Source organism: Nitrincola nitratireducens, assembly GCF_000585235.1.
Classification (GTDB): domain Bacteria; phylum Pseudomonadota; class Gammaproteobacteria; order Pseudomonadales; family Balneatricaceae; genus Nitrincola; species Nitrincola alkalisediminis.
Genome location: NZ_AONB01000024.1, coordinates 22,228 through 42,521, shown reverse-complemented (window position 1 = coordinate 42,521; position 20,294 = coordinate 22,228). Strand labels below are relative to the sequence as shown.

At 47.0% G+C, this 20,294-nt stretch carries 22 protein-coding genes and 1 pseudogene; 21 read left to right on the top strand and 2 right to left on the bottom strand.

Features of this window, described 5'->3' with window-relative positions; translation table 11 throughout:
• Positions 1 to 137 precede the first annotated feature (137 nt).
• The 18 genes and pseudogenes from D791_RS16475 (at position 138) to D791_RS16390 (ending at position 16,118) form a co-directional block, all read left to right on the top strand.
• Entirely contained in the window at positions 138 to 1,199 is a 1,062-nt protein-coding gene (locus tag D791_RS16475; RefSeq protein ID WP_036513968.1) for a Glu/Leu/Phe/Val dehydrogenase dimerization domain-containing protein, read from the top strand.
• Between the two features lie 170 nt (positions 1,200 to 1,369).
• Entirely contained in the window at positions 1,370 to 1,621 is a 252-nt protein-coding gene (rpsP, locus tag D791_RS16470) for a 30S ribosomal protein S16 (protein ID WP_036513967.1), read from the top strand.
• Between the two features lie 23 nt (positions 1,622 to 1,644).
• A complete protein-coding gene (rimM, locus tag D791_RS16465; RefSeq protein WP_036513966.1) occupies positions 1,645 to 2,178 on the top strand; it encodes a ribosome maturation factor RimM in 534 nt (177 codons plus the stop codon).
• Between the two features lie 3 nt (positions 2,179 to 2,181).
• On the top strand, positions 2,182 to 2,931 hold the full coding sequence (gene trmD / locus D791_RS16460) for a tRNA (guanosine(37)-N1)-methyltransferase TrmD (RefSeq protein WP_036513965.1): 750 nt from the start codon (positions 2,182 to 2,184) through the stop codon (positions 2,929 to 2,931).
• A gap of 17 nt (positions 2,932 to 2,948) precedes the next feature.
• Positions 2,949 to 3,305, top strand: coding sequence for a 50S ribosomal protein L19 (rplS, locus tag D791_RS16455; RefSeq protein WP_036513963.1), 357 nt, complete (start codon positions 2,949 to 2,951; stop codon positions 3,303 to 3,305).
• 186 nt (positions 3,306 to 3,491) lie between these two features.
• Positions 3,492 to 4,310, top strand: a complete 819-nt coding sequence (locus D791_RS16450) for a hypothetical protein (protein ID WP_036513962.1) — start codon at positions 3,492 to 3,494, stop codon at positions 4,308 to 4,310.
• Complete coding sequence (locus tag D791_RS16445) at positions 4,307 to 4,552, top strand: hypothetical protein (protein ID WP_036513961.1); 246 nt, start codon at positions 4,307 to 4,309, stop codon at positions 4,550 to 4,552. Before D791_RS16450 ends, D791_RS16445 begins: the two co-directional genes overlap by 4 nt.
• Positions 4,540 to 4,809, top strand: a complete 270-nt coding sequence (locus D791_RS16440; RefSeq protein WP_036513960.1) for an LSm family protein — start codon at positions 4,540 to 4,542, stop codon at positions 4,807 to 4,809. Before D791_RS16445 ends, D791_RS16440 begins: the two co-directional genes overlap by 13 nt.
• On the top strand, positions 4,809 to 5,732 hold the full coding sequence (gene xerD / locus D791_RS16435; RefSeq protein WP_051514637.1) for a site-specific tyrosine recombinase XerD: 924 nt from the start codon (positions 4,809 to 4,811) through the stop codon (positions 5,730 to 5,732). The genes D791_RS16440 and xerD overlap by 1 nt, the downstream gene beginning before the upstream one ends.
• A gap of 56 nt (positions 5,733 to 5,788) precedes the next feature.
• On the top strand, positions 5,789 to 6,526 hold the full coding sequence (locus D791_RS16430; protein WP_036513959.1) for a DsbC family protein: 738 nt from the start codon (positions 5,789 to 5,791) through the stop codon (positions 6,524 to 6,526).
• 133 nt (positions 6,527 to 6,659) lie between these two features.
• Complete coding sequence (locus D791_RS16425) at positions 6,660 to 7,961, top strand: homoserine dehydrogenase (protein ID WP_036513958.1); 1,302 nt, start codon at positions 6,660 to 6,662, stop codon at positions 7,959 to 7,961.
• 10 nt (positions 7,962 to 7,971) lie between these two features.
• Entirely contained in the window at positions 7,972 to 9,366 is a 1,395-nt protein-coding gene (gene thrC / locus D791_RS16420) for a threonine synthase (RefSeq protein ID WP_036513957.1), read from the top strand.
• Positions 9,367 to 9,443: 77 nt separating this feature from the next.
• Positions 9,444 to 11,174 carry a single-stranded-DNA-specific exonuclease RecJ gene (gene recJ, locus D791_RS16415; protein WP_036513956.1) on the top strand — a complete coding sequence of 577 codons (1,731 nt, stop codon included), beginning with the start codon at positions 9,444 to 9,446 and terminating at the stop codon, positions 11,172 to 11,174.
• Between the two features lie 155 nt (positions 11,175 to 11,329).
• Positions 11,330 to 11,893 carry an alkyl hydroperoxide reductase subunit C gene (gene ahpC / locus D791_RS16410; protein WP_036513955.1) on the top strand — a complete coding sequence of 188 codons (564 nt, stop codon included), beginning with the start codon at positions 11,330 to 11,332 and terminating at the stop codon, positions 11,891 to 11,893.
• A 97-nt stretch (positions 11,894 to 11,990) separates the two neighbouring features.
• On the top strand, positions 11,991 to 13,559 hold the full coding sequence (gene ahpF, locus D791_RS16405; RefSeq protein WP_036513954.1) for an alkyl hydroperoxide reductase subunit F: 1,569 nt from the start codon (positions 11,991 to 11,993) through the stop codon (positions 13,557 to 13,559).
• A 337-nt stretch (positions 13,560 to 13,896) separates the two neighbouring features.
• Complete coding sequence (locus tag D791_RS16400; RefSeq protein ID WP_036513953.1) at positions 13,897 to 14,295, top strand: hypothetical protein; 399 nt, start codon at positions 13,897 to 13,899, stop codon at positions 14,293 to 14,295.
• Positions 14,279 to 15,659 (top strand): annotated as a pseudogene (locus D791_RS16395) (class II fumarate hydratase). Before D791_RS16400 ends, D791_RS16395 begins: the two are co-directional and overlap by 17 nt.
• A 90-nt stretch (positions 15,660 to 15,749) precedes the next feature.
• Positions 15,750 to 16,118: a glutaredoxin family protein gene (locus D791_RS16390; protein ID WP_036513952.1), complete on the top strand. Its 369-nt coding sequence runs from the start codon at positions 15,750 to 15,752 to the stop codon at positions 16,116 to 16,118.
• Here the strand turns inward: D791_RS16390 and D791_RS16385 are convergent.
• Together D791_RS16385 and D791_RS16380 are read right to left on the bottom strand one after the other, a co-directional pair.
• The gene (locus D791_RS16385) at positions 16,098 to 16,475 is read right to left on the bottom strand and encodes a hypothetical protein (RefSeq protein WP_036513951.1); all 378 of its coding nucleotides are present in this window, start codon (positions 16,473 to 16,475) and stop codon (positions 16,098 to 16,100) included. The two genes, D791_RS16390 and D791_RS16385, sit on opposite strands and share 21 nt — an antisense overlap.
• A 145-nt stretch (positions 16,476 to 16,620) precedes the next feature.
• On the bottom strand, positions 16,621 to 17,235 hold the full coding sequence (locus D791_RS16380; protein WP_036513950.1) for a LysE family translocator: 615 nt from the start codon (positions 17,233 to 17,235) through the stop codon (positions 16,621 to 16,623).
• 142 nt (positions 17,236 to 17,377) lie between these two features.
• Here D791_RS16380 and D791_RS16375 point away from each other — a divergent pair, with 142 nt between their 5' ends.
• The 3 genes from D791_RS16375 to D791_RS16365 are packed head-to-tail and all read left to right on the top strand — an operon-like array spanning position 17,378 to position 20,276.
• Entirely contained in the window at positions 17,378 to 19,150 is a 1,773-nt protein-coding gene (locus tag D791_RS16375; protein ID WP_036513948.1) for a sensor domain-containing diguanylate cyclase, read from the top strand.
• 51 nt (positions 19,151 to 19,201) lie between these two features.
• A complete protein-coding gene (locus D791_RS16370) occupies positions 19,202 to 19,843 on the top strand; it encodes an NUDIX domain-containing protein (protein ID WP_036513947.1) in 642 nt (213 codons plus the stop codon).
• Positions 19,833 to 20,276 (top strand): DUF1249 domain-containing protein, encoded by a 444-nt coding sequence (locus D791_RS16365; RefSeq protein WP_036513946.1) that lies wholly within the window; start codon positions 19,833 to 19,835, stop codon positions 20,274 to 20,276. Before D791_RS16370 ends, D791_RS16365 begins: the two co-directional genes overlap by 11 nt.
• Positions 20,277 to 20,294: the final 18 nt, after the last annotated feature.

The window sequence follows — 20,294 nt, the reverse complement described above, 5'->3', positions numbered from 1 at the left end:
CTTGACCTAGAGGCGCGTCTGACCTAACTTCCCATTTGCCATCCCAAAAGGGTGGTTTTCCGTGGGCTGGGCATTTCTGGCGCACTTATAATAAAAAATCAAGTTACAACTGAGATCCAGTTGTAGGAGAAAAAACGATGTCAGTATTTCAGCATGTTGAATTCGAGCAGCACGAGCAAGTGGTTTTCTTTCATGATGCAAGCTCAGGGCTTAAAGCAATCGTTGCCATTCATGATACACAGCTAGGACCCGCTTTAGGCGGTTGTCGTATGTGGCCTTATGAAAGCGAATCTCAAGCCATCACAGACGTACTTCGTCTTTCAAAAGGGATGACCTATAAATCCGCCTTGGCAAATTTGAAGTTAGGTGGCGGGAAGTCCGTGATTATAGGTCATCCACGCCAAGATAAATCACAAGCGCTTCTGGAAGCGATGGGGCGCTGTTTAGAATCCTTGGGTGGCCGTTATATTGCGGCTGAGGATTCTGGAACGGGAGTGGCCGATCTTAAAGTCATGTCAAAGCATACGTCGTATGTGGCTGGAATTCATGACCGCCCAGGTCTTGTCGGTGGTCGAAATAATGGTGACCCATCACCCGCAACCGCCTACGGTGTCTTCGTAGGTTTGCAAGCAGCAGTGCAGGCGCGTTTTGGTCATCGCAGCTTACAGGGGTTAAAAGTGGCGATTCAAGGCGTCGGCAATGTGGGGTATCGTTTAGCTCAGCATCTTCATGCGGCGGGTGCCCAGCTTTACGTCAGTGATATTTATCCAGATGCCGTGGCCAAAGCGCAAGCGGAGCTAGGCGCGACCGTGGTGTCATCGGACGAAATTGCATCGCTCGATGTTGATGTTTTTGCACCCTGTGCCATGGGAGCCGTATTAAATGATGCGTCTATTCAGGCCATGCAAGCAAAAGTGGTTGCAGGGGCTGCGAATAATCAGTTGGAACGTGAGTGTCATGACCGTCAGTTGCACGAAAAGGGGATTTTGTACGCACCCGATTTTGCGATAAACGCAGGTGGCATCATCGATATTTATTACGAACGGGTCGGCTATGATCCTTTGCTGGTAAAAAGCCATGTTGAGGGAGTCTCAAACACGCTAAGCATGATTTTTGAAAGAAGCCAAGTGGAATCAAGACCCACAGGTGCCATTGCATTGGAGTTGGCAAAAGAAAAAATCAGGAATAGTCGTGCTTAAGGGGCGCTATAGCACTTATCAGGCTTTTAATGTGTGTGCGTTTAACGTACAATTCGCGCCTTAATTTTGATTTGGCCCTCGTTCAGCCGGCTTACATAGCGAACTGAGCGGGGATTACTAACGATGGGCGATCCTAAAACCCATCCTTGCGAAATAAAGGGGTCCAGCGCATGGTCACTATTCGTTTGTCTCGCGGCGGCGCTAAAAAGCGTCCGTTCTATCATATCACCGTTGCCGATTCGCGCTTTGCGCGTGACAGCCGCTTTATTGAGCGGGTGGGCTTTTTTAACCCTATTGCTCGGGGTCAGGAAGAGCGTTTACGCGTCAACCTAGAGCGTGTTGATTACTGGATCAGCAAAGGTGCACAGCCGTCTGAGCGTGTTGCCCAGCTGGTTAAAGATGCACGTAAGGCCGCACAGTAATTAGCTTGGCGGACCTGTCAGATATGCAAGGTGAATCAACCGATAAGCGTGTAGTCATCGCTAAGTTCAGTGCCCCTTATGGGGTAAAGGGCTGGGTGAAAATTTATTCTTACACGGATCCAATCGAGAACGTGTTCACCTATACACCTTGGCAGGTAAACCATGGGGGGCAATGGAAAGCATTAAAGCTTGAATCCTTTAAACCTCATGGAAAAGGCTTGATTGCCAAGTTGGCGGGTGTAGATACTCCTGAAGACGTTCGCGCATTCGTTGGTGCTGAAATTAGTGTTTTTGCATCGCAAATGCCAAATTTAGATGACGGTGAGTACTACTGGAGTCAGCTTGAAAATCTTTTGGTTTATACCGAATCCGGCGTTTTGTTGGGGCGGGTTGATCACTTGATTGAAACAGGTTCAAACGATGTGTTGGTTGTTAAAGCAACTCAAGACAGCATTGATGATGCTGAACGTTTGATTCCTTATTTACCGGATCAAGTGATAACAAAGATAGATCTAGAGTCGGGTGAGCTTAGGGTCAACTGGGATCCAGAGTTTTAACGAATGTGGTTCGGGATCGTTAGTTTGTTTCCTGAAATGTTTCAGGCTGTTACAGGCTATGGCATTACAGGAAGGGCTGTGCGTTCAGGTGCTTTACATCTAGAGTGTTGGAATCCTAGAGATTTTACGCTCGATAAGCACCGTACCGTGGATGATCGCCCTTACGGTGGGGGTCCAGGTATGCTAATGAAAGTGCAGCCGTTGAGGGATGCGATCCAAGCCGCTAAGGCGAAAGCGCCTGGGCTGGCGAAGGTGATTTATTTATCACCCCAAGGGCGTAAACTCAACCAAGCTGGTGTAGAAGAGTTAGCGACTCATGAGAGTCTTATTTTGGTGGCAGGACGTTATGAAGGTATTGACGAGCGCCTGATACACGCCGAAATAGATGAAGAGTGGTCGTTGGGTGATTTTGTTCTCAGTGGAGGCGAGTTGCCCGCAATGGTGATGATTGACGCAGTTTCAAGACTCTTGCCCGGTGTATTGGGTCATGAGTTATCAGCACAAGAGGATTCTTTTGCTGATGGTCTGCTAGATTGTCCGCATTATACTCGTCCTGAACAGCTTGATGGCATGAATGTGCCAGAGGTGTTGCTGAGTGGTAACCACGCTGAAATTAAGCGTTGGCGATTAAAGCAACAGCTTGGTAGAACCTGGCAGCGTCGACCTGATTTGCTCGAACAGATGAATCTAAGCCCAGAACAGCAAACGCTGTTAAGCGAATATATCCGCGAAGCCCAAGCGGCGTGCGGTTGAAAAAATAGGAGCGAGCGATGAGCAGCAAAAGCACAATTATTCAGCAGATTGAAGCTGAACAAATGAACAAAGAGGTGCCTGCATTTGCACCGGGTGATACCGTTGTAGTTCAGGTTAAAGTGGTTGAGGGTGAGCGTACCCGTTTACAGTCTTTCGAAGGCGTTGTAATCGGTAAGCGTAACCGTGGTTTAAACTCAGCTTTCACCGTTCGTAAGATCTCTCACGGTGTAGGCGTTGAGCGTACGTTCCAGACGTATAGCCCTGTTATCGACAGCATCAGCGTTAAGCGTCGTGGTGATGTTCGTCAGGCTAAACTCTACTACCTTCGTGAGCGTAGTGGTAAGTCTGCACGTATCAAAGAAAAATTGGGTTAATTCCAACTTTTCGATACCTGATAAAAAAAGCGGCTTTTTAGCCGCTTTTTTGTTGTGAATGTCATGAAATCCGTCTTCAATATAGAAAAGTATCTTTTTTCTAGAAATCTTACTTGATCTATTCGCTATAATGCATCCCGTCAAATAGAATGGAATAAGTGGTTGTGAATACACAGGGTAGTTTTGATGCGTACAGTTAAATGGGTTTTTGCCTTCCTAGGCTTGATGGTCGCTTTTGCACTGGCCGCTTATGGTCTTTATTGGTATCAGTTGAAGCGAGAACTGGACAGCACGTTGAATGGGCTCAATCCGTTACTTCAAGTGAGTTACAATCGCTTAGTCTTGTCACCCTTTGGTGAAGTAAAGATTCAAGGTATCCGCATCATGCCGTTAGGGCAGGCAAATCCCTTTCTGATCGATACTCTATTAATGCGTAGCCGCGATCCAGCATTTTGGTTAAATCCAGGTGCGACCTTAAATCGCGAGAGCGTACCGAATGATCTGCATGTGAGCATGACGGGCTTAACGCTGGATTTTAATTCGCCTCTGTTTACGTCTTTCGAACATATGGCTAAACAGTTAATGAGCGATACGCCTCCCTCTCATGTCAGCCCTATTGCCTTTGGTTGTGGAAATGTACGCAGTTTCGACCTAACGACACTGCGTATGATCGGTATGCGTTTAGTGCAAACGGATTTCTATTTTAATTGGCAACGTCTAGACGAAAACCGTGTACAGTTAGACGTCAATGCCAATGTGAAAGACTGGTGGCAAATTGATTTTTCGGCTGTGTTAGGTTTAACACTGCGTCAAGCATCGAATTTGCGCGAAGTTCCTGGTGTGTTGAATGCAAAATTGCGTTACTCAGATGAAGGGTTTAATCGGCGTCGAGGCGAATTCTGTTCGACTCAGTCGCAAGTGTCACCTGCTCAGTTTTATTTAAATCATGGCTTAATGATACAGGATTGGTTGCGAGAGCGTGGCGTTGAGCAACGCGCCCCATGATTGCGGGTTACGATGCGATGAGCCGTCCAGATGCTGAATTGGAGGTTAGCCTGTCTCCCATTGAGCTGGTAATCCCATTAACCTTTGCGCGCTCACATGAGCCAGCGGATTACATTGGCTTACTGAGGCCTAGCATTAAAGTGAATGGAACTCACATCGAATTAACTGATGAGGAGTGGGTTGCATTGCTTGAGGCCATTTCGATGCAGGTCGAAATACCTGAGCCGAAGTGCCAGAGCTGAACCCTAGACGGCGATCCACTCCCGTTGAAACTGAAAATGTGTTTGTACCTCGCCAGTTTCGCGAGACGAGTCCAGACGAGTTTTTCAATTACATCGGTCATCCCGTTCGTTTCTATACCTTCTTTGGTAAGCGTGTCGAAGGGATCTTGGTCGCGGTTGAGGGCAACAACATCCGGGTTATTGAACGGGTGGATCGAGGTGTGGCGGAGTACCCCTTTGAATTGGATAAAATTCAAGCGACCGAGGTTTATCGTTAATGGCGGATCGGCGTTATGTCGCGCTTTTACCGAGTGATCAAGATCAGATTTTGATTGAGCGCTTTTGCCGTAACCTCTGGTTAGAAAAAGGGCTAAGTCCCAACACCTTGAGTAACTATAAGCGGGATTTGTGCCATTTCGCCTGTTGGCTGAATGAGCGCTCGATGCATTTGTTAAGTGCGCGTCGATCCGACCTCCAAGCTTACTTAGCTTGGCGAGTGGTAGAGCATTTTAAATCGATTTCATCGGCACGAGCCTTGTCGTGTTTGCGTGGCTTTTATCGTTATTGTCTACGAGAAGGGGAGCTTAACGAAGACCCCACTCTCACGCTTGCCAGTCCAAAGCCTGCACGTCCATTGCCCAAAACCTTGACTGAGCAGGATGTGGAGGCGCTTTTAGCGGCCCCAGATGTGAGCGACTGCTTAGGTTTGCGTGATAAAACCATGATGGAGCTGCTCTATGCGTCTGGCTTGCGAGTGACTGAGCTGGTTGATTTAGAGTTAGATCAGCTAAATCTTCGATTGGGTGTTGTGCGAGTGGTGGGAAAAGGCAATAAAGAGCGTTTGGTGCCCGTTGGCGATACCGCCGTCGAATGGTGCCATCGTTATTTGCGCGAGTCTCGGCCTCTGTTGATCCGGTCTTCATCAGAGATCCTGTTTCCAAGCCAGCGTGGCAGTGCAATGACGCGGCAAACGTTTTGGCATAGAATTAAGCACCATGCGGAGGTGGCCGCCATTGATAAGCCCCTATCTCCTCATGTGTTGCGTCATGCATTTGCGACCCATCTGCTCAATCATGGTGCGGACTTGCGTGTTGTGCAAATGTTGCTGGGACATTCTGATTTATCCACAACTCAGATATACACCCATGTGGCAACACATCGACTGAATGCAATTCATCAGGCACATCACCCCCGAGGTTGAACTAAAGCCTGTTTTGTGACTCTTATCCCTGTAATTAATGACGATCTGAGGATGTTATGAAAAAAAGTTCGCTGGCTGTTTTGCTAACCGCACTCTTTTTGAGTGTTGCGGTTTGGGCCTCTGATGCTGAGGAGACCATTCGTTCACAGCTAAACAAAGCCGATGCCAGAATTCCCGTACAGTCGGTTGAACCCGCTGTACTAGATGGCTTTTATGAGGTGACCTTGGCAAGTGGTGAAATTTTGTATGCTGAGTCGACAGGTCGTTATTTACTGGTGGGCCACCTGTACGAAATTGATGATGCAAAAGGTTTGGTCAATTTAACGGAGTTAGCACAAAACCGCCTTCGCTTAGAAGCGTTGGCCGATGTGCCAGAAGCCGACATTATCACTTACCCTGCAGAGGGTGATCGTAAAGCGCATTTGTGGGTGTTTACCGATGTTGATTGTCCTTACTGCCGTCGTATGCACGAAGAGATCCCTGCCTTAAATAAGATGGGGGTTGAGGTCAGTTACTTAGCCTTCCCGCGTGGCGGTCCAAACACAGCAACCTATAACACAATGGTGTCTATTTGGTGCGGTAAAGATGCACAAGAACGTAATCAGCGAATGGATCGTGTCAAAGCAGGGAAAACAATTGCCCAGGAAAATTGCGAAAACCCAGTTGTGGGTCAGTTGGTGATGGGGCAAAAAATGGGCGTTACTGGCACACCTGCATTGGTTTTAGAAGATGGAACTCTGCTGCCGGGATATCTGCCTGCTGAGCGTTTAGCACCTATGTTAGGTCTCAACTAATATCTTATGAATTCAGTGTTGATTACAGGGGCTTTGCATAGTGCAACGCCCCTGTTTTCGTTATACTAAGACCCATTTTTTACTCTTTCGTCAGAAAGAGTGCGTCCTGAGTAAGCAATCTGCGAGGTGTCGTTTGAAGCCTGTAAAAGTAGGGATCTGTGGTCTGGGTACAGTTGGCGGTGGCACGTTTAACGTCTTGACCCGCAATGCACAAGAAATTGCCCGTCGTGCGGGCTGTTCAATTGAAATTAAAGCGATCGCTTCACGCCGTCCGAATCCGGCGTGCGATACATCTGCTTATACATTACAAACAGATGTGATTGCATTGGCCAGAGATCCTGAAATTGACATTATTGTCGAATTGATTGGTGGATATGAAGTTGCCAAAGAGTTGGTGATGACCGCAATTGAAAACGGCAAGCACGTTGTCACGGCTAACAAAGCCTTGATCGCGGTGCACGGCAATGAAATTTTTGCTGCAGCCGCCAAGAAAAACGTGGTGGTTGCCTTTGAAGCTTCTGTTGCTGGAGGTATCCCAATTATTAAAGCGATTCGTGAAGGCTTAGCCGCGAATCGTATTAATTGGTTGGCAGGTATTATCAACGGTACTGGCAACTTCATCATGACCGAAATGCGCGAAAAAGGGCGTGCATTTGCCGATGTGCTTGCTGAAGCTCAAGCCTTGGGTTATGCAGAAGCTGACCCAACCTTCGACGTTGAGGGCATCGATGCTGCGCATAAACTGACTATTTTGGCGTCAATTGCATACGGTATACCTTTGCAATTCAGCAAAGCCTATACCGAAGGAATCAGTAAAATCACGCCAGATGATGTCCAGTATGCAGAAGAATTAGGCTATCGCATTAAGCATTTAGGCATTAGTCGCCATACAGATAAAGGCATTGAACTACGGGTTCATCCGACGTTAATTCCGAAATCTTCTTTGTTGGCGAGCGTGAATGGTGTTATGAATGCCGTGATGGTATCGGGTGATGCCGTTGGACAAACACTCTATTATGGTCCGGGTGCCGGTGCTGAACCCACGGCCTCAGCGGTTGTGTCTGATCTGATTGACGTTGCACGGATGTTGGATGCATCGGCAGAATGCCGCGTGCCTCCCTTAGCCTTCCAAAGTGCCGAGTTGTCACAAACACCGGTGTTATCGGTTGAGGATACAGTCAGTGGCTATTATCTGCGTTTGCAAGCAGTTGAGCGTCCCGGTGTATTGGCACATGTCACGCGGATTTTGGGTGAAAAGGGCATTAACATTGAAGCTATCGTGCAAAAAGAAACAAAAGAAGCTCAAGTGCCCGTCATTATGTTGACCCAGCGTGTTGCTGAGCGAATGATGAATGAAGCCATTCGTGAAATTGAAGCTTTGCCTGATATTTTAGGTGAAGTGATCCGTATCCGTGTAGACCATTTAGCCGATTAAGGGGGCTGTTATGAACTATATTTCGACGCGTGGTCAGGCACCTGTCCTTAATTTTGCTGACGTACTTCTGGCCGGATTGGCCGATGATGGCGGCCTTTATGTACCTGAGACGCTTCCGACTTTCAGTCAAGACGAAATTGCGTCTTGGGCAGGGCTGCCGTATAACGAGTTAGCCTTTAATGTAATCAAACCCTTTGTGGATGACTGCATTAAAGCATCTGATTTGAAAACCATGATTGATGAAACCTATGCCGGGTTTAATCACATAGGTGTAGCCCCGATGGTTCAGCTCGGTGGCAACGAGTGGATTCTAGAGCTGTTCCATGGTCCAACGTTGGCGTTTAAAGATTTTGCACTGCAGTTGCTAGGACGCTTAATGGATCATGTGTTGTCTGAGCGTGGTGAGCGCTTAGTGATCATGGGAGCGACTTCAGGAGACACTGGATCGGCGGCTATTGAAGGGTGCCGACACAGCAAGCACCTTGATATTTTCATTATGCACCCGTACAACAGAGTGTCTGAGGTTCAGCGTCGCCAAATGACGACCTTATTAAACGACAATGTGTTTAACATTGCGTTAGAAGGCAATTTTGATGACTGCCAGGAAATGGTCAAAGACAGCTTTGCTGATCAATCTTTCCTTCAAGGCCTTAAGTTAGGAGCCGTCAACTCGATTAACTGGGCACGGATTATGGCTCAGATCGTGTACTACTTCTCATCTGCTTTAGCCGTAGGTGGTCCGCACCGTGAAGTGTCCTTCTCCGTACCAACAGGGAACTTCGGGGACATTTTTGCAGGTTACCTGGCTAAACAAATGGGGTTGCCAATTAAGCAGTTGGTAGTGGCTACCAATCGCAATGATATCTTGCATCGCGTGATTTCGGGCAATGATATGTCGAAAGGAACGCTTGAGCATACACTGTCGCCATCAATGGACATCATGGTATCCTCAAACTTTGAGCGTTTGCTGTTTGATGTATATGGACGTGATGGTGCCGCAATTGCAGATCTGATGAAGCGTTTCAAAACAGAGTCCGTGAGTCTGGAGTCTGGACGTTGGGAAGCGGTGCGTGAGTTATTTGACAGCTATGCAGTCGATGATGCTACGACCTGCGATGTGATCAAACAGGTGTACCAAGAGACAGGGTATTTGTTAGACCCACACACCGCTATTGGCTTAAAAGCCGCGCGTGAGTGTTGGAAAGACAAAACCATCCCTATGATCACGCTGGCAACGGCACATCCGGTGAAGTTCCCTGAACCCATTGTGAAAGCAGGTTTAGAGTCGCCAGCACTGCCTGCACATTTGGCAGATTTGTACGAGCGTGAAGAGCGCTTTACAGTTCTACCAAAAGATTTAGCAAGCGTTCAGGCATTCGTCGCGTCCAACGTTCATCGCGACTGATGTTAGAGAGCACTGATTCACATCAGTGCTCTTTTTCAGCGTTTAAGCCGTTTTACCCCTCCCATTAGTGATTTGAAATGACCCAAGCGATTATCCAACGTCGACCTGTGCCGACGGTTTCCTCTACGCCTTTCTCTCATTTACACCCAGTACTGGCACGCGTTTACGCGGCACGTGGTGTTGAATCCTTAGCGGATATAGGACGTCACTTAAATGAACTGCTACCGGACCACCTCATGAAAGGCATGGGGGCCGCAGTCGATCGCTTAGTGCTGGCGTTAGAAAGACAAGAGCGTATTTTGATTTTGGGTGACTTTGACTGTGATGGGGCCACCAGTACAACGCTGGCCGTATTGGCGTTGCGTATGATGGGGGCTGCACAGGTTGATTACCTTGTACCCAATCGTTTTGAGTTTGGTTATGGCTTAAGCCCTGAAATTGTCGAAGTTGCCCGTCAAAAGAAGCCAGACGTAATCGTAACGGTTGATAACGGTATTTCCAGTATCGAAGGGGTTAAAAAAGCGCAGGACTTCGGCATAGATGTCATTGTTACCGACCATCATTTACCGGGACAGGTATTACCGGATGCCGTTGCCATCGTAAACCCTAATCAACCGGGATGTGATTTTATAGCGAAATCAACCTGTGGTGTCGGGGTGATCTTTTACGTGATGATCGCTTTAAGGCGCGCGTTGCAGTCGAAAGGCTATTTCTCAGGTCACCAGTCTGCACCAAATTTGGCAAACCTGCTTGATCTTGTGGCCTTGGGAACGGTTGCCGATGTTGTTGCGCTTGAGCATAACAATCGCACGCTCGTGCATCAGGGGCTCTTGCGTATTCGTGCAGGGCAAGCCCGCCCTGGGATTTTGGCATTACTAGAGGTTGCCGGGCGTCAGCGTGAACATCTCATGGCTGCTGACTTAGGCTTTGCCATTGCGCCCCGTTTGAATGCGGCAGGGCGCTTGGAAGATATGTCGATTGGGATCGAATGCTTACTCACCGATAATCCCGATCATGCGCGAGAGTTAGCGCAAACGCTCAATCACCTGAACGTCGAACGTCGCGGTATAGAACAGAGCATGCAAAAACAAGCCATTGAGATCCTGGATCAATTGTCGTTAGACGATCCCTCTATGCCTTGGGGAGTGTGTTTATTTGAAGCCAGTTGGCACCAAGGGGTGATTGGTATTTTGGCTTCACGTATCAAGGATCGTTTGCATCGTCCTGTGATTGCGTTTGCCCTCGGTGATGAAGGCGAAATCAAAGGCTCTGCTCGCTCTATCCCAGGTTTTCATATACGTGACGGTTTGGATGCAATCGCTGCCCGGCATCCCGGCTTGTTGAAAAAGTTTGGGGGGCACGCAGCTGCCGCCGGTTTATCCATCTCCATTAAAGACCTAGCGATCTTTAAAGATGCATTTAATGCCGAGGTGAAAAAAGCTTTAACCGAAGCCGACCTGCAAAGAGTGTTGATGACCGATGGTGAGCTGCAACATGACGACTTTACGCTCGAACTGTCCGATGCTTTGCAACAAGCAGGCCCTTGGGGGCATCAGTTTCCCGAACCTGTTTTTGATGGGTATTTTAAAATACTGCAACAGCGAATTGTTGGACAAAAGCATCTGAAGTTGGTCGTTATGCCAGTCGGGGGGCAGCAAGCCATTGATGCAATTGCCTTTGGTGTCGACACTCAGCAATGGCCCAATGATGCAGTGCAATCAATACGCATGGTCTATCGTTTGGCGCGTAATGAGTTTCGGGGGCAGGTGAGTTTGCAGTTAATGGTGGACTACCTTGAAGCCTCCTGAGGCTCAATGTATCTTTACCATAGAAATGTTAAAGAGATTTTACTTCCTTCGATAGGTAAAATAAATCGTTATACTAAGATATATTAATTTCCCATGTGCGTGATATTTTCCTATTATGGTCTCGTTGAATAACGACAACCTTTTAGGAGAACACAATGTCACTGATTAACACTGAAGTTAAACCCTTTAATGCAACGGCTTACCACAATGGCGAGTTCGTTCCAGTATCTGATGCCGATTTGAAAGGAAAATGGTCAGTCGTTTTCTTCTATCCTGCAGACTTCACATTTGTTTGCCCAACTGAGCTGGGTGACTTGGCTGATTTCTATCCTAAGCTGCAGGAAATGGGCGTAGAAGTCTATTCAGTATCAACTGATACTCACTTCACTCACAAAGCTTGGCACGATGCATCTGACACCATCAAGAAAATCAACTTCCCAATGGTTGCAGATCCAACAGGCGTCATTTCTCGCAACTTCGACGTTATGATCGAAGAAGAAGGTTTGGCTTTGCGTGGTACATTTGTTATCAACCCAGAAGGCCAAATCAAAGTTGCTGAGATTCACGATCTAGGCATTGGCCGTTCAGCAAAAGAGCTGGTTCGTAAAATCCAAGCGGCTCAGTACGTTGCATCTCACGACGGTGAAGTATGCCCAGCTGCATGGCAGCCAGGTGAAGAAACACTGGCTCCTTCTTTGGATCTGGTTGGCAAGATCTAATACGGTTTAACAACTGTGTCATTTCCGGCCCCAGATCTTGGGGTCGGTCTTAATTTCCTATATTTTCTAGATAACCTTATCGTTAAAGGGCGGTCTCATGCTGGACGCGAATCTTAAGAAGCAACTGGACACCTATCTGCAGAATATCGTCAATCCGATTGAGATACTTGTGTCCACTGACGATAGTGCAAAATCAAAAGAACTCTTATCCCTCTGCGAGGAAATTGCTGAGCTGAATAGTAAAATCAGCCTTCAAGTCCTTACCGATGGCAGAGAACGTGCGCCAAGTATGGCGATTGCTGCACAAGGACAAGCACCAAGAGTGCGCTTTGCAGGTATTCCGATGGGTCACGAGTTTACCTCGTTAGTCCTGGCTTTATTGCAAGCAGGCGGCTATCCATCAAAAGCCGATCCAGAATTGATCGAGCAAGTAAAACAATTGCAGGGAGAGTTTCATTTTGAAACCTATATCTCACTGTCATGCCAAAACTGTCCTGATGTAGTTCAGGCTCTGAATTTAATGGCGATTTTGAATCCGAATGTGACCAGCGTCATGATCGACGGTGCGCTCTTCCAAGAAGAAGTTGCAGAAAGAGAGATCATGGCCGTGCCAACCGTGCTGCTCAATGGCAAGCCCTTTGGTCAAGGTCGTATGACGTTGAAAGAAATCGTTGCAAAAGTTGACTCAGGTGCAGCAAAGCGTGAAGCTGCAGCCCTGAATGAAAAAGACCCATACGATGTGTTAATTGTGGGTGGCGGGCCTGCAGGTGCGGCAGCGGCTATTTATGCTGCACGTAAAGGGATCCGCACGGGTATTGTTGCTGAACGCTTTGGCGGTCAGGTAATGGATACCGTGGGCATCGAAAACTTTATTTCGGTTAACTACACCGAAGGGCCAAAGCTGGTTGCCAGTCTTGAACAGCATGTTAAAGAGTACGATGTGGATGTCATGGACAACCAACGTGCTAAGAAACTGCGCAAAGATGGCCTGATTGAAATTGATCTTGAAAGTGGTGCAACGCTGAAGAGTAAGTCTGTCATTTTAGCCACAGGTGCACGCTGGAGAGAAATGAATGTTCCCGGTGAGCAAGAGTACCGTGGAAAAGGTGTCGCCTATTGCCCACATTGCGATGGCCCGTTATTTAAAGGTAAGCGTGTAGCCGTAATTGGTGGCGGTAACTCAGGCATCGAAGCGGCCATTGATCTTGCCGGGATCGTTGCGCACGTAACGGTGTTGGAGTTTAGCGACACGCTCAGAGCCGATGCCGTTCTGCAGAAAAAAGCTGCATCCATGAGCAACATTACCATCATAAAAATGGCTCAAACCACTGAGGTTCGAGGCGATGGTAAAAAAGTGATTGGTTTGACCTATAAAGACCGCGAGCGTAATGAAATATACCATCTGGACCTAGAGGGGATCTTCGTACAAATCGGACTCATCCCAAATACCGATTGGTTGAAAGGGGATCTTGAGCTGACGCGTTTTGGTGAAATTGAAGTCAACTCGCACGGCGAAACACATATCCCAGGTGTGTTTGCAGCAGGGGATGTGACCAACGTTCCGTACAAACAAATTATTATTGCGATGGGTAATGGCGCAGGCGCTGCATTGGGTGCCTTCGATTATCTGATCCGCTCTTCTGTCGAAGACGAAGCGGCCGCCTAATCCCGATGTTCTCCTCAAAGCCCAATGGCAGAGATGCTGTTGGGCTTTTTTTATATCCCATGTTTTAGAGAACAGGCTTGACATAGATCGAATCAGTATTGATAATAATTATCAATAACATTTGGTATTCGTTGCGTTTGTAGCCACTTCTTGTTTCAGCAGCTAATCGGCGCATTTTTATCCTAACCTATAATGAAGAGAAACCTATGAGTAATTATTGGTTCGAGTTTGTTTGTGTTGGTGTGGGGGCGCTCTGCACCACAATGCTAATCCTGCCGTCATCAGTCATGCACTAGTTGACCTTACGCCGTATTATCACTTCAAAATGAGATGAGTTATGTCCAGTTACACGCATACAGTTTCTTTAGAACAGTTACGGACCATGATCAGGCAAGCGCAGTGTCCAGATGATCCGCTGCTGATTTACCGCTGGTTTTCTTTAGAAAATGAAGCATTACCCGATCATCACAAAGAAAAGTTTGCCCACTATGAACAGCAATTTCGTTTATTGCTAGAAACCCTTGCCGATGAGGTGTTGCCTGCTCAGTGGCGTATCTTTTGTTTGGAAAATATCAATAGACCCCTGTTGGCGATGAAGCGTTTGCCACGATTTAAAGGGAGCTATCGCACCCTTAATCGCTTGCAATATGAATTGCACATTACGTTTGAGTACATCAGAGCAGGCTTGTATTTCAATGCACATATTGGGAGGATTGAACATGACGCATCGTATTGAAAAAGACAGTATGGGAACCGTTAGTGTCCCTGAGCAGGCTTTGTACGGCGCTCAGACGCAGCGTGCAATTAACAACTTTGCGATTAGCGGTCAGCCTATGCCTACTGCATTTATTCGTGCGTTATTAATGACAAAGCGAGCAGCGGCCGTCGCCAATAAACGTCTGAAACTCCTATCCGAACCTATAGCCGATGCAATCGTGCAAGCCGTCGATGACCTAATGGACGATGCGCAATTGATGGCGCACTTCCCGGTGGATATCTACCAAACGGGTTCTGGGACAAGCAGTAATATGAATGCAAATGAGGTATTGGCCACTTTAGCCAGCCGCATTCTAAAAGATGACGTTAGCCCCAATGACCATGTTAATTTTGGACAAAGCAGTAATGACTGTATTCCAACCGCGATACATATCAGTGCCGCTGTCATGGTTGAAGACGCCTTGCTCCCGGCCTTGAGTCATTTATCTGAAGCTATTATGCGTAAAGCGGCATCGGTGGATCACTGTGTTAAAACAGGACGAACACATCTGATGGACGCCATGCCAATCCGTTTGAGCCAATCTTTGAGTGCTTGGTCTGCACAAATTCTTCAGAATATTAAGCATATACAATCGTTGCAGGTGAGCTTGCAGCATCTACCGCAAGGAGGGACCGCAGTTGGAACAGGGGTTAATGCACACCCGGACTTTGCCTCGGAGTTTTGTGCATCTTTAAGTGATCAAACCGGGATCACCTTTTTACCAGCAGACAATGTCTTTGCACTGATGAGTGCCCAAGACACGGCGGTGAGCCTGTCCGGACAGTTAAAAACGACCGCTGTGTCAATTATGAAAATTGCAAATGATTTACGTTGGATGAATTCAGGTCTTGTCGGGGTTGGCCGAAATTGAACTGGAAGCTTTACAGCCAGGGTCTTCAATCATGCCTGGAAAGGTAAATCCGGTGATTCCAGAGGCGGCCACGATGGTGGCGGCACAGGTGATAGGTCATGATGCCAGTATTACGTTGGCGGGTCAGTCGGGCAATTTTGAATTGAATGTGATGCTGCCGTTAGTAGCCAGTAATCTATTGCAATCCATTGAGCTTTTGACAAATATTGCCTATGCCCTAGCCGACAAAGCGATTGCCACTTTTAAAGTCAACGAGGCAAATATCGTTGCATCGTTATCGCGTAATCCCATTTTAGTCACTGCCTTGAATCCCGTCATCGGTTATCTGAAGGCGGCTGAAATAGCCAAGCGTGCGTACCAAGAACAGCGGCCTGTCTTAGAGGTTGCCCTTGAAATGACAGACTTGTCGGAGTCTGAACTGATGAGCCTGCTTGATCCAATTAAATTAACTAGTAATCGATTGAGTCCATAGGGGCTATTCGCCAGAGAGGCTAACGTTGCTTTGGGCAGTCTGGTAAAATGAGTACTTCATTAAGGTTCGAAATAAAAGGTTGTAGAACAAATGTTGGTATCGATGCTTAGAAAAGGTTTGGGAAATGTGATCGTCTTTTTAGATTGGATTTCGCGCCCCGCTAAAATGAAACGTACGCCAGAAGAGCAGGCGAAAGTAGATGCAGACGCTCAGCAACTGTCCTTGTATCAATTCCATGCTTGCCCATTTTGTGTCAAAACACGACGCACGCTTCATCGACTCAACGTATCCATTGCGTTAAAAGATGCTAAGGGAAATCCAGAGTATCGCCGTGAGCTAGAGCAAGGGGGTGGAAAAATCCAAGTGCCTTGTCTAAAGATTGAGGACAACGGCAAGACAACTTGGATGTATGAATCAAAGCAAATACATCAATACTTATCAGAGCGATTCGGCGCCTGAAGGCACAGCGCTGGGTAAGCTTGAAAGAGAACCTTCATTGCCGACTAAGCTCTCTTGAAAACGATTGGCCTGCTCGTATAAAGACTCTAGCTGAACAAGATTGTTTTGCTCAGTATCGATCAGGCCTTGTTTTTTCGCTTCTAATTCAGCCATTTGCGCTTTTAACGCAGTTATGTCGGCAACAGATGCCGCAACTTGCTCCTGAATAAGTGCTTTTTCTGCGGCGCCTTCCTGCTTTTGTTGATACGTCAAATAGTAATCCGATACAGCATAAGCAATACCTAAGCTCGCGATGAGTAAGCCTGCTAGAGGGAAGATGAGTCGACGTTTAGGTGAAGAAGATAGATGGTCCGTCATAATAGTATCCGCATGTGCTATGGAGTTGGGTGAATGGTCGTTTAACCGCCTTATTTTAAGTAAAATGACCATAAATATCACCTATTCAAACCCTATTATCTGAAATTATTCCATCGCATGAAGATGGCGATGATTGATCGTGACGTTAGCTTTTCGTCGCCAAGTAGACCCCGGCCAAAATCATCAGCGATCCTGCGCTTTGGTTCAAGGTGCGCATGGCTTTGTGGGATCTAAAGGCTTTGCGAGCCGTTGAGACACCCGCTGAAATCAATAAAAGGCCCAGCATGAGAGCTGTTAGTGTCAGCACGGCAATCAAGACAATATCCGACTGAGTCATTTGGGTTAAATCAATAAACGTGGGTAAGAAGGCAATATAAAACAAAATAACCTTAGGATTGGACGACGAAATCAAAAAGCCTTGAACAAAGCCTTTGACTGACCCAAGCGTAGTATCCTTAGGAATGTCCGCTAGATGAATGGGCGCTGTCCACATTTTCCACCCTAGGTAGATCAGGTATATCGCCCCTACAATACGAATCACAGTAAACACCTCATTCCAGTGTTCGGCCAGGGTCGCTAATCCATAACATGCAAGCGTTAGATAAATGAGATCGCCCAGTGTCATTCCCGCCGCAAGGGGGATGCAGGCACTGAAACCAGAGCTCATCCCTCTTGAAATCAATGCAAAAATACCCGGACCGGGTGTGATGGCAAAGATAAAAATGGCGATAAAATAGGTAATTGCGCTCTCAATAGACATCGGGTGTTATCTCTTGATAATGGGTAGATTTACGTTTGACTCAAGTCTGGAATTGTACATTAGAAAATCGCTTTTAACTGCTTTATAGCGCCGTTTCTTATACACTTACACAAATAAAAAATGATAGGTATTACTCACGTCTATGCGATTGTCAAACCCTGCTAAAAACCTACCTAAGCTACATCTTTTGGGGACATTACTGGTTGTTTTTACATTAACCCTGATGCTCGGAGGCCTTTTTTTAGGTCAACGATTTGCTGATCAAATCAACTTTCTAAACAAGCTCGAAGACTCGGTCGCCCAGCAAATTCAGGATCAGCTGCAATCGGAAATGATCACGTTACGCAATTACTTAGATCATACCCGTGCTCAATCGGACGAGATTCTTCGTGCTCGCTTAATCGAACAAGTCGATCTTGCGTATGATCTGATGAATACGATTTATCAACAAGAGCGCAATATACGCAATACACAAGAAATCAAAAAAATGATTGTAGAATCTCTGCGAGAACTGAGGTTTTTTGATGGGCGTGGTTATTTTTTTGTTGATGATATGGAGGGGCGTTTTATCTTACTGCCGACAGCACCTGAGTTCGAAGGGCGTCTAATGCCGGATAACCAAGACGATACTGGGCACTTTATTATGCAGGGCTTAATTGAGGCCGCACGCAAGCCTAGAGGCGAGGGGTTTTCGCAATATCGTTGGTATCATCCAGAACATCCAAGCCAAATGTCAGATAAACTTGCCTATGTTCGGTATTTTGAGCCCTTCGATTGGTTAATTGGCACGGGTGATTACACCTACGAGTGGGACAAAAAACAACAGGAGGTTGCCAAGAATTGGATTCGGTCACATCGGTTTGGGCAGTCGGGATACATTACCTTATTTGATATTTCAGGGCAGTTGCTTGTGTCGCCGGGGAATGTTGAACTTGAGCAAACACCTCCTACTCAACGCTCACAGATTGAGCAAGCGTCGCTCAATCAAATGGTATTGACTGCAACCGATGGTGGTGGCTTTGTTGACTATTGGTTTGAAGAGCCATCCACTAAAGTGTTGAGAAAAAAACAAGCGTTAGTTGGGGTCTACGAAGACTGGGGGTGGATCTTGGCAACCACTATTTTTGAAGACGATTTTAACAGCTTACTCAGTCAAGAGCGGCAAGCCTTCTCAGTGGCGCAAGCGCGAAACTATCGTCAGTTGTTGATAGGGGGTAGTATTGCTCTGACTCTATCGGTTCTGGCATCCTTGGTGTTTTCGCGCTGGTCCCGACGCCTGTTCAGAAGCTATCACGAAACCAATCAAGCTCAGCAGCGTCAATTAGAGAAACAAGCAAAAGAGCTAAAGGAGAAAGAAAAGCAGCTTCGCGCCTTAGCTTTTTTCGACCCGCTGACCTCTTTACCGAATCGACGTTCCTTTATGAACACCTTGTCCAATCGCAATGATGGCCGTCAGTCAGGCGCTGGATATGCCAGTTTACTTTTTATCGATCTTGACAACTTCAAACCCTTAAACGACAGCTATGGTCACGACTATGGGGATTTGCTGTTACAACAGATAGCCGATCGATTGCAGGAAGGTGTCGATGGGAATTGTTTTGTTGCACGTTTAGGCGGGGATGAGTTTGTTGTGCTAGTCGACGATGCAGGTGAAGATGTACAGAAAGCCTATACTCGAACTGAAAATGTTATTTTGAGTCTACAAGGTGACCTTGCGGATCTGTATCAACTCAGAGATATTCAGTATCCAATTACCATTAGCATTGGTGCTACGGTGTTTTGTGCAGGGGAAAAGCCCGTCGATGCGCTTTTGAAAGAAGCCGATCTGGCCATGTATGCATCCAAAGCAAAAGGCCGCAATGGCTTTACATTTTTTGAGCCATCGCAAGTGCAAAGTAACAACGAAGAAATCTAAGGTTATTTAAATTGGCGTGTATAACGTCCAACCCCTAACGAGGTATTAACGATGACATGGTCACCTACATTTGACGCAAAGGATGTTGTGATTCAAGAAGATAAACGTGTGTTTGACGGCTTCTTTAAAATGCATCGTTTAACACTGAGTCATGCCTGTTTTGAGCGGGCACCTATGACCATTACACGTGAAATTTTTCGTCGCGGCAATGCGGTGGTTGTCTTGTTGTTTGATCCTATCCGTGAGAGTCTGGTGTTGATCGAGCAGTTCAGAGCAGGTGCGGTTGATGCACCCGGAGGTCCTTGGTTGTTGGAATTGGTTGCGGGTATGGTCGAGCCAGGTGAGTCGATTCAAGAGGTTGCCGAACGTGAGACACAAGAGGAAGCCGGCATCACCGTCAAGCACTTAGCGCCCATTCTTGGCTATTTACCCAGCCCTGGCGGTATGGATGAGTGGATTGATTTATGGTATGGCTTCGTTGATGCGTCATTGGCCTCTGGAATACACGGCTTGGATTCCGAGCACGAAGACATTCGAGTGCTAAGCTTACCTGCACAAGAGGTGTTCGACTTGCTTGATCAAGGACGTTTGAATAACGGTGCAATCATTATTGGCGTACAATGGTTAAGAATACACTATGATCGAATTGTACAAGAGGGTGTTGAAGTGATGCGGAAGAGCAATGAAACGTAAGTATGTTCCTGACCTGACACGTCAAATGGCTGTTTGCCAAGCGAATTATGCACGCCTGCAAAAACTGCTGCCTAAAGCGGGCGAACACCCTGTCCGCGAGTTTCGGGTGGTTTGGCATCAGAAACACGTCTTGGTCCGTTTGCACATAGACGAAGAGTTTCGCTATACCAGCTCGGTGGTGATGACCCATATTCATGAGCCTTATTCCCCTTGGCTTGAGTCCCCACAATTGGTGATACGCTTGTACCACGACGCCTTAATGGCTGAGGTCATTTGTGCGCGCCGACGCAAGCAGCTCAGTGGGGTTTATGGTTACCCCAATCGCAACATGCATCAGCCCGATGAAAAGATTCAACTCAATCTTTTTTTAGGTGAATGGCTGAACCAGTGTTTAAACCATGGTCATCAGCTTGAAGTCGCACTTCCCGAATGAGCCCCATGCCGTTGCTAT

Bases quoted from the DNA above. Each gene is read 5' to 3' on its own strand.
- D791_RS16475 (WP_036513968.1), top strand. From the start codon at position 138: ATGTCAGTATTTCAGCATGTTGAATTCGAGCAGCACGAGCAAGTGGTT.
- rpsP (WP_036513967.1), top strand. From the start codon at position 1,370: ATGGTCACTATTCGTTTGTCTCGCGGCGGCGCTAAAAAGCGTCCGTTC.
- rimM (WP_036513966.1), top strand. From the start codon at position 1,645: ATGCAAGGTGAATCAACCGATAAGCGTGTAGTCATCGCTAAGTTCAGT.
- trmD (WP_036513965.1), top strand. From the start codon at position 2,182: ATGTGGTTCGGGATCGTTAGTTTGTTTCCTGAAATGTTTCAGGCTGTT.
- rplS (WP_036513963.1), top strand. From the start codon at position 2,949: ATGAGCAGCAAAAGCACAATTATTCAGCAGATTGAAGCTGAACAAATG.
- D791_RS16450 (WP_036513962.1), top strand. From the start codon at position 3,492: ATGCGTACAGTTAAATGGGTTTTTGCCTTCCTAGGCTTGATGGTCGCT.
- D791_RS16445 (WP_036513961.1), top strand. From the start codon at position 4,307: ATGATTGCGGGTTACGATGCGATGAGCCGTCCAGATGCTGAATTGGAG.
- xerD (WP_051514637.1), top strand. From the start codon at position 4,809: ATGGCGGATCGGCGTTATGTCGCGCTTTTACCGAGTGATCAAGATCAG.
- D791_RS16430 (WP_036513959.1), top strand. From the start codon at position 5,789: ATGAAAAAAAGTTCGCTGGCTGTTTTGCTAACCGCACTCTTTTTGAGT.
- thrC (WP_036513957.1), top strand. From the start codon at position 7,972: ATGAACTATATTTCGACGCGTGGTCAGGCACCTGTCCTTAATTTTGCT.
- recJ (WP_036513956.1), top strand. From the start codon at position 9,444: ATGACCCAAGCGATTATCCAACGTCGACCTGTGCCGACGGTTTCCTCT.
- ahpC (WP_036513955.1), top strand. From the start codon at position 11,330: ATGTCACTGATTAACACTGAAGTTAAACCCTTTAATGCAACGGCTTAC.
- ahpF (WP_036513954.1), top strand. From the start codon at position 11,991: ATGCTGGACGCGAATCTTAAGAAGCAACTGGACACCTATCTGCAGAAT.
- D791_RS16400 (WP_036513953.1), top strand. From the start codon at position 13,897: ATGTCCAGTTACACGCATACAGTTTCTTTAGAACAGTTACGGACCATG.
- D791_RS16390 (WP_036513952.1), top strand. From the start codon at position 15,750: ATGTTGGTATCGATGCTTAGAAAAGGTTTGGGAAATGTGATCGTCTTT.
- D791_RS16385 (WP_036513951.1), bottom strand. From the start codon at position 16,475: ATGACGGACCATCTATCTTCTTCACCTAAACGTCGACTCATCTTCCCT.
- D791_RS16380 (WP_036513950.1), bottom strand. From the start codon at position 17,235: ATGTCTATTGAGAGCGCAATTACCTATTTTATCGCCATTTTTATCTTT.
- D791_RS16375 (WP_036513948.1), top strand. From the start codon at position 17,378: ATGCGATTGTCAAACCCTGCTAAAAACCTACCTAAGCTACATCTTTTG.
- D791_RS16370 (WP_036513947.1), top strand. From the start codon at position 19,202: ATGACATGGTCACCTACATTTGACGCAAAGGATGTTGTGATTCAAGAA.
- D791_RS16365 (WP_036513946.1), top strand. From the start codon at position 19,833: ATGAAACGTAAGTATGTTCCTGACCTGACACGTCAAATGGCTGTTTGC.